This window comes from Nonomuraea sp. NPDC048901 (genome assembly GCF_040649695.1).
Lineage (GTDB): Bacteria > Actinomycetota > Actinomycetes > Streptosporangiales > Streptosporangiaceae > Nonomuraea.
Map to the genome: position 1 here is coordinate 20,846 of NZ_JBEZFW010000013.1, position 12,088 is coordinate 32,933.

At 69.9% G+C, this 12,088-nt stretch carries 13 protein-coding genes; 5 read left to right on the top strand and 8 right to left on the bottom strand.

Annotated features, from left to right (window positions below):
- Positions 1–141 precede the first annotated feature (141 nt).
- Positions 142–1,203, top strand: a complete 1,062-nt coding sequence (locus tag AB0C30_RS37325; protein WP_357952898.1) for a GMC family oxidoreductase — start codon at positions 142–144, stop codon at positions 1,201–1,203.
- 120 nt (positions 1,204–1,323) lie between these two features.
- Here the strand turns inward: AB0C30_RS37325 and AB0C30_RS37330 are convergent, their stop codons facing one another.
- The 3 genes from AB0C30_RS37330 to AB0C30_RS37340 all read right to left on the bottom strand — a co-directional run bounded on the left by AB0C30_RS37330 (position 1,324) and on the right by AB0C30_RS37340 (position 3,268).
- The gene (locus tag AB0C30_RS37330) at positions 1,324–1,746 is read right to left on the bottom strand and encodes a thioesterase family protein (RefSeq protein ID WP_357952900.1); all 423 of its coding nucleotides are present in this window, start codon (positions 1,744–1,746) and stop codon (positions 1,324–1,326) included.
- On the bottom strand, positions 1,739–2,308 hold the full coding sequence (locus AB0C30_RS37335) for a TetR/AcrR family transcriptional regulator (protein ID WP_357952902.1): 570 nt from the start codon (positions 2,306–2,308) through the stop codon (positions 1,739–1,741). Before AB0C30_RS37335 ends, AB0C30_RS37330 begins: the two co-directional genes overlap by 8 nt.
- 345 nt (positions 2,309–2,653) lie before the next feature.
- Complete coding sequence (locus AB0C30_RS37340; RefSeq protein WP_357952903.1) at positions 2,654–3,268, bottom strand: hypothetical protein; 615 nt, start codon at positions 3,266–3,268, stop codon at positions 2,654–2,656.
- A 450-nt stretch (positions 3,269–3,718) separates the two neighbouring features.
- Between AB0C30_RS37340 and AB0C30_RS37345 the strand changes: the two genes are divergently transcribed.
- From AB0C30_RS37345 to AB0C30_RS37355, 3 genes are all read left to right on the top strand, one after another.
- Positions 3,719–4,714 (top strand): Lrp/AsnC family transcriptional regulator, encoded by a 996-nt coding sequence (locus AB0C30_RS37345; RefSeq protein WP_357952905.1) that lies wholly within the window; start codon positions 3,719–3,721, stop codon positions 4,712–4,714.
- A 292-nt stretch (positions 4,715–5,006) separates the two neighbouring features.
- On the top strand, positions 5,007–6,311 hold the full coding sequence (locus tag AB0C30_RS37350; protein WP_357952907.1) for an NAD(P)/FAD-dependent oxidoreductase: 1,305 nt from the start codon (positions 5,007–5,009) through the stop codon (positions 6,309–6,311).
- A gap of 484 nt (positions 6,312–6,795) precedes the next feature.
- On the top strand, positions 6,796–7,506 hold the full coding sequence (locus tag AB0C30_RS37355) for an SDR family oxidoreductase (RefSeq protein ID WP_357952909.1): 711 nt from the start codon (positions 6,796–6,798) through the stop codon (positions 7,504–7,506).
- A 27-nt stretch (positions 7,507–7,533) separates the two neighbouring features.
- Here the strand turns inward: AB0C30_RS37355 and AB0C30_RS37360 are convergent, their stop codons facing one another.
- From AB0C30_RS37360 to AB0C30_RS37375, 4 genes are all read right to left on the bottom strand, one after another.
- Complete coding sequence (locus tag AB0C30_RS37360) at positions 7,534–8,004, bottom strand: pyridoxamine 5'-phosphate oxidase family protein (protein WP_357952911.1); 471 nt, start codon at positions 8,002–8,004, stop codon at positions 7,534–7,536.
- 147 nt (positions 8,005–8,151) lie between these two features.
- Positions 8,152–8,919 carry an ATP-binding cassette domain-containing protein gene (locus AB0C30_RS37365; protein ID WP_357952913.1) on the bottom strand — a complete coding sequence of 256 codons (768 nt, stop codon included), beginning with the start codon at positions 8,917–8,919 and terminating at the stop codon, positions 8,152–8,154.
- Positions 8,916–9,950, bottom strand: coding sequence for an ABC transporter permease (locus tag AB0C30_RS37370; RefSeq protein ID WP_357952915.1), 1,035 nt, complete (start codon positions 9,948–9,950; stop codon positions 8,916–8,918). The genes AB0C30_RS37365 and AB0C30_RS37370 overlap by 4 nt, the downstream gene beginning before the upstream one ends.
- Positions 9,947–10,930 (bottom strand): sugar ABC transporter substrate-binding protein, encoded by a 984-nt coding sequence (locus tag AB0C30_RS37375; RefSeq protein ID WP_357952917.1) that lies wholly within the window; start codon positions 10,928–10,930, stop codon positions 9,947–9,949. The genes AB0C30_RS37370 and AB0C30_RS37375 overlap by 4 nt, the downstream gene beginning before the upstream one ends.
- A gap of 229 nt (positions 10,931–11,159) precedes the next feature.
- On the opposite strand from AB0C30_RS37375, the gene AB0C30_RS37380 reads away from it, so the two are divergent.
- Positions 11,160–11,804: a helix-turn-helix domain-containing protein gene (locus AB0C30_RS37380; protein WP_357952919.1), complete on the top strand. Its 645-nt coding sequence runs from the start codon at positions 11,160–11,162 to the stop codon at positions 11,802–11,804.
- A 36-nt stretch (positions 11,805–11,840) separates the two neighbouring features.
- On the opposite strand, the gene AB0C30_RS37385 is transcribed toward AB0C30_RS37380, so the two are convergent.
- On the bottom strand, positions 11,841–12,077 hold the full coding sequence (locus AB0C30_RS37385; RefSeq protein WP_357952920.1) for a hypothetical protein: 237 nt from the start codon (positions 12,075–12,077) through the stop codon (positions 11,841–11,843).
- Positions 12,078–12,088 lie beyond the last annotated feature (11 nt).

Below are 12,088 nucleotides of genomic sequence, written 5' to 3' on the forward strand. Positions count from 1 at the left end.
CGTCGGCCACGCCATCGACTACCGGACATGGGGACCGTCCTGGACCGACGCCTCGCTCACCGAGCTGATGCGGCACGCGGCTGCCAGACTGCGCGTCCGCCGGGACTCCGACGACGACCTCACCCGTTCCAGGCGGCGGCGATGGAGGCCATGATCCTTTGTGGCGTACCGCGCACGGATGACCTGGACGACCTCTTCGGCGGCGCCGGCTGCGGACCTTCACCGGTCAACAACCCTGACGGCGTCCGCTGGAACAGCGCCTTCGCCTACCTGGACCCCGTACGCGACCGCCCGGAGCCGGGGCGGAGCGATCGGCGGCTGCGCGTGGTGGACCACGCGCTGGTCGACCGCCTCGAACTCCACGGCTCGGTGGTCCACCGCGCACACGTACGCCACGGGCAGGAGCGGCTCACCATGGACCACCCCACCCTGGAGTTGCGGTTCGCCGCGAGCGAGGAACTGGTACGACGGCTCGCCGACTACAAGCGCGGGCGGCCGGTCCCGGACGAGCAGGTCATCGGAAAGGCCCTGTCGACCGGCGGCCGCGCACCCTACGACCTGCATCTCCTCCCGTGGACCGGCAAGGAGCCCGGAGGCTGGACCTGCGTACTGCCCGCCGCGTGTCTCACGCCGCGATCCCGGGGCACGCTGCGACTGACCTCACCCGACCCCGCGGCCAGACCCCTCATCGACCACGCGTACCTGACGGACCCCGGCGGGAGCGACCTTGAGGTGCTGCGGCACGGCATCGGCCTGTGCCGACGCATGGCCACCTCACCGGCGCTGGCCCCTCTCTTGGGACAGCCTCTCGACGAGTTCACCGCGGCCTGGCTGGAGGAGTTCGCCGAGGACCCGCGCGACGGACTCGCCAGTCATCGACGCGAGAGGCGCGCCATGGATCCGCGCGACGGGCTTGCCGCGGATCCCTCCCGCGACCAACCCGCAGGTCTGTCCGGCGGCAAGCTCACGGGCCCGCGCGAGGCCGCGATGCGCGCCGCCGCCGCTCACTACTGGCACCCAGTGGGCACCTGCGCGATCGGCACGGACCCGGCCGCGGGAGCCGTCGTCGACGCCACCGGGCGGCTGTACGGCAGCGACAACCTCTGGGTCATCGACGCCTCGATCATCCCGGTGATCCCCCGGGCCACGACCAACCTCCCGGTCGTCGCCCTCGCCGAACACCTTGTCCGCACCCTGCTCTGAGACTCCGCAACGGCGCTACCGGGCCGATCCAGGCGGGCGCATCAGCCGGCCGAGCCGGCCGGCCGATGACGCGCCCCGGCTTGCCGACCCACGAATCGGAGGGTTTCGGGTCGGCGGGGCTCAGGAGGGCTCGCCCTTGGCCAGGGCACGCGCCGTGAACCGCTCGGCGTCGATGATCACCCGCTCGTGCGTACCCTCACCGATGACGTCCACCCCGTCACCGGCCGCCACCTCGAACCGCAGCCGCCGCCCCTCCACCGACACCAGCCGCACCCGGCAGGTCACCGTCATCCCCGCCGGCGTGGGCGCCTGGTGAGTGATGTCGACGCGCGTGCCGACCGTCTGCTCGCGCGGCCAGTCCAGGTACGGCAGGACGGCCCGCACACACGTCCACTCCAGCAGCCCCACCAGGAACCCGGTGGCGAACACCGGCGGCATCACCCCGAACTCCGCCGACTCCGGATACAGCCCCGCCACGATCTTGCTCTCCGGCACCAGGAACGCGAACTCGTGCTCCAGCCCCGCGACCAGCCCTTCAGCCATGTACACCACCGATCATCCGGGCGGCCGCGGCCTTGGCCCGCAGCATCGCCGACCGATCCCCATCCACCACGACCCGGGCATTGGCCCCGTCGATGAGCAGCAAAAACGCATAACCCAGCCCGTCAGGGTCGGCCAGCCCGGCCTGCTCGGCCAGCTCGGTCAACCGCTGCCGCAACCACCCCTTGTACGCGGAGATCACCTTGCGCGCCGGATGGTCCGGATCGGGCAGTTCCACCGCGGCGTTGGTGAACGGGCACCCGCGAAACCCCTCGCTCCCATGCCCCCGCGCCAGCCAGTCGAACACCGCCAGCAGCCGCTCCTCGGCCGACCCGCCGCTGTCGAGAAGGAACGCGGTCAGCTCCGTCTGCCGTACGGCCCGCCGCCACTCCAGTACGGCGGCCACCAGGTTCTCCTTCGACCCGAACTGGGCGTACAGGGTCGGCTTGGACACCCCGGCCCGCTCCACCAGCGCGTCAACGCCGGTGGCCCGGATCCCCTCGGCGTAGAAGACCTCGGTCGCCACTTCCAGCAACCGCCGCCCGCCGGGACTGTACTTCTCCACCCCGCCATACTTACAGGTCTGTAAACCCGGCACAATCGGCCGCCTCTCGCCGACGCGACCAACTCGGGGAGGCTGTTTGCGGGCTCATCGCTCGGCGTGCGGCGCCCGGCAACGGTGAGACGAGCCAGCAAGGGCGGCTACGGCGAACACATGCCGACATCGGCCTGGCGGAAGGTTGCGCCACGCACCTCGCCGCTCTCGTCGAACCCCTAAGGGCCATCGCCGCCCGCCGAAATGCCGTGCGCGGTGCCATAGCTGGCAGGCCACGTTCAGCCATGCGGCGGTGCCGATTGGCGACCGGCCGCGGGTGGTACAAGCGCGCCCACGCCGACGTAGCCGAAGGCGCTAGCGCACCCAGCCGGTGTAGCGGCGACCGCCCTTCGGCTCCTCGCGCCATCCGGAACGGCGCCCTCCACCATCGGGTTCGAGTGCGGCCGAGACCGCCCGGACGAGCCAGGCGTTGACGGAGAGTCCTTCGCGACCGGCCGCCTCCTCGATGCGCGGCTTGAGGTGCTCGGGGACGCGCAGCGAGATCCGCGACGTGCCACCGTCCTCACCCTCCTGCGGCACCCCCACACCGGCCGGCGCCCCAGCCTCCGAAGCCCCCCGGCCTCCTGGAGCACCCGGGCCGCCCGAAGCCGTCCGCCGCCGACCACCCGCCACACCGGGCAACGCGTCAAAACCGCCCTCACCCCCGTCCTCGAAGGGGCGGTCCGTGGGCGGCGGCGTCACGACAAAGGAGGGGTCGCGCCCGCGCAACCGTACGTCGACCGAGCCCGGTGCGAGCTCCCGGGTGATCTCGTCGGCGGCGGCGGACAACGCCTCCAGCAGAACAAGCCGCGTCGCCGACTCCAACGGCAAGGTGAGGCGCTCGGCGAGGGCGCGCGCGTCATCGCCACCCGCCTCAGCGGCGACCGCGAGTTCGCGGCGCAGGTTGTCGACGTACGGCGCGAGATCCATGACATCACTATGACGCCATAAAGGCGCCATAGCAACTCCTACAGCTGGGGTGAAGCGCCGTTCACCTCTGACGTCATCGCCCGTGTACGGCTGCCGCCGCCATCACTCCAGCCGGATCGTGTCAGTACGGGACACGACCTCGCAACCGGCCGCGAATATAGCAGGATGATCACCCGGGGGACGGCGGCGCGAGCTGCCGCCCCGGCAGCGACGGAGGCATGACCTACCCCGCAGGCAGCATGGCTTGCCGCCCGGCTAGCGCGACTCGCCCCTCAGACACCGCGGCTTGTCGCCCAGCCAGCGCGACTTGCCCCTCAGGCGCCGCGGCTTGTCGCCCGGCTAGCGCGGCTCGTCTCTCAGGCACCGCGGCTTGTCCCAAAGACTCCGGCCGTTCGAACTCACCCGCGGCGATCATCATGCCGTTAACCGGCGCCGGGATACCGTACCCAGATGGAAACCGTCACCCTGGACCGCCTGGACCGCTGCCTGGCACACGCGCTCCAGATCGACGGCCGAGCACCCTTCAGCAAGATCGGCGAAGTGCTCGGCGTCTCCGAGAACACCATCGCCCGCCGATACCGGCGACTGCGTTCGGCCGGGATACTCCGCGTCGTCGGCGTGGTCGACGGGCTCCGGCTCGATCACGTCTCCTGGGCGATCCGGCTGCGCTGCACACCAGACGCCGCGAGCGCCGTCGCCACCGCCCTGGCACGCCGCAGTGACACCGCCTGGGTGAGCCTGCTCTCCGGCGGTACCGAGATCGCCTGCGGCACACTGGCCCGCACGCCAGCCGAACGCGACGCCTTCCTGCTGGAGAAACTCCCCCGCAGCCGGCAAGTGGTGGGCGTCACCGCGCACCGCATGCTGCACAGGTTCGCGGGCGGCCCGGCAGGCTGGGCGGGCCTGCGGGCGCTGTCCGCCGAGCAAGCAGCCGCACTCCTCGTTGATCCCACCGTGCATGCGGAAACCGCCCCGCCCATCGACGAAACCGTCCAGCTCGACGAAGCGGACCACGCGCTCCTGGAGACCCTGTCGAAGGACGGGCGTACCACCCATACCGACCTGGCCGCGATCACCGGCTGGTCGGAGTCGACCGTACGACGGCGCATGGCACACCTGCGGCAGGCCGGAATCCTCTACTTCGACGTCGACATCCCACCCGAACCCCTCGGCTTCCACGCCGAAGCCTGGCTGTGGATGTCCGTGAAGCCCGCCAAACTCGCCGCCGTAGGCGAGGCCCTGGCCCAGCACCCGGAGGTCACGATCGCCGCCGCCACCACAGGTCCGGCCAACCTCTTCGCCGGCGTCACCTGCCGCAACTCCCGCGACCTGTATCGGTACCTGACCGAGCGCATCGGATCCCTGAAGGCCGTACGGCATGTAGAGACGGCGCCCCTGATCCGCACCGTCAAGCGAGCAGGCGCCATCCTGCCCGGCTTCCACTAGGAGAGGCCCGGCCCAGGAGGGGCCCGGTTCCCGCCGGGAGGAGTCCGCCTTCCCGCAGGGGATCCGGCCGGCCTCCGCCAAGAGAGCCCCGGCCCCCGGCAGGAGAGGCCCCGCCTCCGGTAGGAGAGGTTCGGCTTCCGCTAGGAGAGGTTCGACCCGACCTGAGCCCGCTCGCCGGATTCCGGCTGATTGCCTGCCCATCATGCCGGAAACCACCGCATCACAGCACCTGGATCGCCCTCGCCCCGGCCCGACGCCGACAGTTGCCGATGACCAGAAGGGAATCACCACCATGCATGTGATCGTCATCGGCGCCGGACTCGGTGGCCTGTGCCTGGCCCAACGACTGCGCCGTCTCGGCATCAGCGTTTCCGTACACGAGCGAGACACCACGCCGGTCTTCCGCCACCAGGGCTACCGCCTCCACATCAACGCCGACGGCCGGCGCGCCCTCGAACACGCCCTCCCGCCACAGCTATGGCGACTCTTCCTGGCCACGACGGGGACACCCGGCCCCCGCTCGGTGTTCCTCGACGAACAACTCCTTCCGCGATGGACAGCGGAGGCCGACTCCGGACCCGCGCCCCTGGCGGCCGACCGGCTGACCCTGCGTCAGATACTGCTGACCGGACTGGAAGACGTCGTCACCTACGGCAAGACATGCACCGGCTTCGAAACCACCCCGACCGACGGCACCGCGACAAACCACACCACCACCGCCACCGCGATGAACCACACCGTCATCCCGCGCAGCCGCATCACAGCGAACGGCCCTGACACCGCCGCGAACGACCCCGTTGCCACCGCGAACAGCCGCACAACCGCCCACTTCGCCGACGGCAGCACCGTGACCGGCGACGTGCTGGTAGCCGCCGACGGCGTGAACTCCGTCATCCGCCGCCAGTTCCTCCCCCACGCCAGCGTCATCGACACCGGCCTGCGCCAGCTCTACGGCAAGATCCCCTTGACCGCCCAGACCAGAGCGCTGTTCAGCGACGACATGTTCAACGTCTTCACCGCGATCGTCGGCCCCGGCAACGCCTTCGTCGGCGTGGCTCCAGTGGAGTTCCCGGAGCCGATGAACCAGGCCGTCGCCCGGCACGCCCCCGACGTCCAGCTCCACGACGTACGGGACTACATGACCGTCAGCTTCGGAACCCGCCGCGAGCACCTCCCCCGCACCGACGACGAACTCCATCGGATGACCGGCACCGAACTCCGCGCGATGGTGCTGGACCTGATCGACGGCTGGCATCCCCGCGTCCAGCGCATCGTGCGGGAGTGGGATCCGGCCAGCATCTTCCCCGCCATCCTGCGTACCAGCGTCCCCATCGAGCCATGGCCCACCAGTGCCGTCACCCTGCTCGGTGACGCCATCCACGCGATGAGCCCGGCCGGCGGGGTGGGCGCCAACACCGCGCTGCGCGACGCGGCCACGCTGGCGGACGCACTGAACGAGGCGGCACACGGACGCCCGCTGGCCGCGGCGCTGGGCGAATACGAAGCCGCGATGACCGGCTACGGGTTCGCCGCAGTACGCGCCTCCGCCGACAACGGCCACCGCTTCCTCGGCCAGAACCCACTCCCCACCGCATGAACCCCCGGGCCACCGCCCCTACAGAGGCCCCGTGGGTGCTGACTCGGACACCTGAGAGCCAGCAACCCGCCGACCCTCGTAGCAGGGCAATCCGCCGGTAAGCGCCGAAAGGCCCGGTCCACCGCTTCCTGCCAGTGGGGCGGTGACCGGTTCGTCGCCCGATGTGGTGGCTGGGGAGCAGCAGGCTGAGTCGGTCTCCTTGGTCAGGGTGCCGGCGTCGCCCTTGAGCCTCGTGAACTGGTAGACGTTGGCCGACGTCCGCCACCATCGGCGAGCCTGCGGACGAGGTGGACGTTGGACGGACACCGGCGTCGACCTGGCCGGCCTGCACCCCGACGATCTCCTGGAAGACTCCCGGTCGTACAACCAACAACCCCATGCCCCTCCTGCCCCGTCGCGGACGGCCGTGCGCCGGATGCTAGCTTGACCCTTCGTGTCTGACTATCTTCGTGATCTCTTCTCCCTGGACGGCCGGCGAGCCCTGGTGACCGGCGGCAGTTCAGGGATCGGTTATGCCATGGCCGAGGCGATCGGCCGCGCCGGAGCCGAGGTGGTGATCGTGGCTCGCCGGGAGGCCGAGCTCGACAAGGCCGTGCACCAGCTGCGGCAGCACGGCGTGACGGCCTCCCGCATCAGCGCCGACCTCGGCGACCGCGCCGCCGTGGAGCGGGTCTGCGCCGGCGCCGGCCAGATCGACATCCTGGTCAACGATGCCGCCAACAACATCCGCAAGCCCATGGCCGAGCTCACCGACGACGACTATGAGCAGACCATCGCGGTCAACCTGACCGCCCCCTACCTGTTCGGCCAGCACTTCGGGCCGAGCATGGCCGAGCGGGGCTGGGGGCGGATCATCAATGTGGGCTCCCAGCAGACCGTCAGCGCCTTCGGCAACAGCGGTGTGTACGGTGCGGCCAAGGCAGGGATCGGCGGCCTCACGCGGTCGCAGGCCGAAGCCTGGTCAAGCCGGGGCGTATGCGTCAACACGATCATCCCCGGATTCGTGCTGACGCCGCTGACCGAGCCGGCTCAGGCCATCCCCGGCCGGGTCGAGGCGCTCGCCGCGCGCCACATGGTCGCCCGTAACGGCGTGCCAGACGATTTCGCCGGTGCCGCGGTGTTTCTGGCCGGTGACGCCTCCGCGTTTGTCACCGGCCAGATGCTGTTTGTTGATGGTGGCTTTTTCGTGCACTAATTCAGCCGAGCGCCTTTACTTTGTAGATTACTTGCGGCGGATGTGTCGTACCTCCGCGCCTTCGTGCCAGGTGTCGATGACCAGTTCGTCGCCCTCGACCCGAGTCCACACCACCTCGGACAGGTCGATCCTGAACAGGTGCGAGTCGGTGCCGGGCAGGCCCGCCTCGGCCAGCACCTTCGGGTCGGTGATCTCCACCGCCCGCCCGGCCAGTTTCACGTCGCCGGCCCATGACGACGGATCCGCCTCATCAGGGTCGGGCGAGGTGACGTGGATGGCCATGCGCGGATCTCGCCGCAGGTCGAGCGCCTTGACCGCACCGGGCATGGACCCCATCCACAGCTCGCCGCCGTCAAGGCGCGACTCGGTGCCGCTCACCCTGGGAGAGCCGTCCTTACGGAGCGTGGCCAGCACCTTGTGCTTGTGACGCTCCATCACTCCCCGAGCGACCGCCGCCAGCTCGGGGGCCTGGATCTCGAACTCTTTCCACGACGTCATGTGAGCATCATGAACGAAGGCACCGACAAAAACCCGGCCGGGAGGTACGGGCCCGCAGTACGGACCCACCGCGTCCATGCCGACGGTCGGGGTCTAGACGGTCGAGGTCTAGACGGTGTTCTGACGGCTCGGCAGCGCGTTCCCCTCTCAGTCCCGGTCCGGCTCCTGGGACAGCTCGTGCGACAACTGTTCCAGCTCCGCTCCCCCCGCCATCAGCCCCGTCAGCTCCTCCCGCGTGATGTCCCCCTTGCCGTACTCCCCCAGGCTCGTCCCCCGGTTGAGCAGCAGGAACCGATCCCCCACCGGATAGGCGTGGTGCGGGTTGTGCGTGATGAAGACCACGCCGAGACCCCGGTCGCGGGCCCTGGCGATGTAGCGCAGGACGACACCCGCCTGCTTGACGCCCAGCGCCGAGGTCGGCTCGTCGAGGATGAGCACCCGGGCGCCGAAGTGGACGGCCCTGGCGATCGCCACCGACTGCCGCTCGCCGCCGGACAGCGTGCCGACGGGCTGGTCGACGTCGCGGATGTCGATGCCCATGGCCCGCAGTTCCTCGCGGGCCACCCGCCGGGCCGTGGCGACGTCGAAGGCCAGGCCCTTGCGGGGTTCGGAGCCGAGGAAGAAGTTCCGCCAGACCGACATGAGGGGGATCATCGCCAGGTCCTGGTAGACGGTGGCGATACCGCGGTCCAGCGCCTCGCGCGGGCTGGCGAAGCGCACCTCGGTGCCGTCCACGAGGAAGGAGCCGGTGTCGTGCTGGTGCACCCCGGCGAGGATCTTGATGAGCGTCGACTTGCCGGCGCCGTTGTCACCCAGGACGCAGGTGACCTGGCCCGCCTCGACGCTCATCGACACCTCCCGCAGCGCCAGGACCGAGCCGAAGGTCTTGCCGATGTCGCGCGTCTGGATGATCAATGCTTCACCTCCTCGGCGTACCGCCGGACCAGGCGGTTGGCCAGCGTGGCCAGCAGGAGCATGGCGCCGAGGAAGAACTTGAACCAGTCGGCGTCCCAGCCCAGGAAGACGATGCCCTTGTCGGCCATGCCGAAGATGACCGCGCCGATGGCGGCGCCGATCGCCGAGCCGTATCCGCCCGTGAGCAGGCACCCGCCGATCACGGCGGCGATGATGTAGATGAACTCCTGCCCGATGCCGATGTTGGCCTGCACGGAGGTGTAGCGCAGGGCCAGGATGGAGCCGACGAGCCAGGCGGCGACCGCGGTGGTCATGAACAGCGCGATCTTGGTACGGGCGGCGGGCACGCCGACCGCGCGGGCGGCCTGCTCGTTGCCGCCGACCGCGAAGATCCAGTTGCCCACCCTGGAACGCATGAGCACCCAGGTCGCCGCGGCGGTGACCAGCACCCACCACAGGATCGCCACGCGGAAGGAGGTGCCGCCGATGTCGATGGTGCCCGCGAAGATCGTCCGGGCGGTCTCGTAGCCCGCCGCCCTGCGCAGTCCGCTGACCTGTACGGTGCCGGTCAGGGCCTTGGTGACGCCCAGGTTGATGCCCTGCAGCATGAGGAACGTGCCCAGCGTCACGATGAAGCTGGGCAGCCGCGTCCTGGTGACCACCAGCCCGTTGGCCAGTCCGATGAGCAGCGCGACGACCAGCCCGACGAGCATGGCCGTCCACACGTCGAAGCCGTAGCGGGTGGCGAGCGTGACCAGGATGAGCCCGGTCGTGCCGGTCAGCACGCCGGCCGACAGGTCGAACTCGCCGCCGATCATCAGCAGCGCGATCGCGACGGCCATGATGCCGAGCGTCGCGGCCGGGTCGAGCCAGTTCGCGATGCCCGCCGGCGAGCGGAACACCGGGGACTGGGCGGCGAAGAAGGCGAACACCGCGACCAGGCCGACGACCGCCCCCAGCTCCGGGCGGATCAGCAGCCGGCGGGCCAGGCCGACGCTGCCGATCCGTTCATCGGCGGGAACAGTGGTCACCTGGTGCCCGCTTCTGCCAGTTTGGCCACCTGCTCGGCGTTGTCCTTGGTCACGAAGCCGGGGCCGGTGTTGACGGGCAGGCCGCCACCGACGGTGTTGAGGTTGTTCTTGTACAGGTAGAGGAAGACGATCGGCAGGTAGCCCTGCAGGTACTGCTGCTGGTCGACGGCGAACAGGATCTCCCCGTCCTTGATCGCGGCCACCACGTCGCCCGACAGGTCGAACGTGCCCAGCTTGGTCTGCGTCCCGGCGTCCTTGATGGCGTCGCGGGCGGCGATGGCGACCGCCGGGTTGAGCGTGAGCACGCCGTTGAGCTGCTTGTCGGACTGCAGCTTGGCGGTGACCTTGGAGGTCACGTCCGCCAGGTTGCTCACGTCGACCTGCAGCCGCTCGACCGTGCCGCCCAGCGTCGCCTCGGCGCCCTTGCACCGCTGGTCGAGGCCGACGTTGCCGGCCTCGTGGATGACGCACAGCAGCTTGGTGACGCCGGCGGCCTTGAGCTGTTCGCCCGCGCCGCGCCCGGCCACCTCCTCGGACTGCCCGACGTGGGTGATGGCGCCGAACGCCTTGGAGGAGTCGGCGCCGGAGTTGATCGTCACGACGGGGATCTTGGCGGCGACGGCCTTGCCGATGGCCTCCTTGAGGGCGTCGGGGTTGGCCATGGACACCACCACGCCGTCGACCTTCTCCGAAACCGCCTGGTCGATGAGCTGCGACTGCTTGGCCGGGTCGCCGTCGCCCTGGTAGGTGACCTTCACGGCGTACTGCTTGCCGGCGGCCTCGGCGCCGTTCTTGACCACGTCCCAGAAGGAGTCTCCGGGTCCGGCGTGGGTGATGACGGCGAAGGTGCCGCCGCTCGCCGCGGCGGGCGCGGATCCTGCGGCCGGTGCGCTGCTCTGCGCGGCGGGTTGCGGCGCAGAGGAACAGCCGCTCAACGCCAGAGCGCCCAGCAACGCCACCACGATCGGGATTCGTCTCATCCGACACCTCCAAGACCAACGGGCTCGTCCCTGGTTCTACCCCAATGTCATCTGCTTGTATAGACATACGGACCAATGGTGACAATCATGGTTTCGTCCTGATGTCAGGACATGATGGTCGCCACGCATTCCAAGAAGAAGGAGCCGCGATCACCCTCGATTCTACGCCGCCTACCTGGCCGAACCCCTGACAGTAGAACGGAATCGTACGTTCCCATATGCTAGGGGGATGACGACCCCAGCACCGATGAGCGGCCGCAAGGCACAGGCCGCCCGCAACGACACGTTGATCCTCCAGGCGGCACGGGCGGTGTTCACCGCCGACCCGGGCGCTCCGATCGCCGCCGTCGCCGAGCGGGCGGGCGTCGGGATCAGCGCACTCTATCGCCGATATCCCAGCAAGGAAGCCCTGTTGCAGAAGCTCTGCTTCGACGGGCTGATGCTGTACATCGCCGCCGCGGAGAAGGCGCTGGCCGACCAGGGCGACCCCTGGGACGCCTTCGCCACGTTCATGCGGGAGATCGTCGAGGCCGACACCCACTCCCTGACGATCGCGCTGGCCGGGACGTTCCAGCCGACGGAGGAGCTGTACGAGGCCGCCGTACGGGCCAGTGACCTGGCGACCCAGGTGCACGGCAAGGCGTCCACCGCCGGTGTGCTGCGGCAGGACGTCACGGTGTCGGACGTGGCCATGCTGTTCGAGCAGCTGGCCTCGGTCAAGCTGGGCGAGCACGAGCGCACCGAGCAGCTGCGGCACCGCTACCTGGCGCTGTTGCTCGACTCGCTGCGGCGGCCGCCGGCCCACCGGCCGCTGCCCGGCCCGCCGCCGCAGGACGCCGAGCTGCGGGCCCGCTGGACGCCCGGCTCGCCCTGATCCCGCCTCCGCCCTTCCCGCCTTCCAGCGGAAGCCTCAGTCCTCCCCCGCCTTCCAGTGGAACAGGTACGACATCACGAAGCCGAACAGCCCGGTGGCCCCGGCCGCCACGGTCATCGCCAAGCCGAGGCTCGACACGGCGCCGGAGACCAGCCCCGGGGTGCCGGCGACCAGGCCGACGGCCTGGATCAGCACCACCACGACGCCGAGGACGAGGAACACGACGAGCCCGATCTTGAACAGCGCCATCGTCACGCGCTTGAGGGTGTCCACTGCGGATTCCT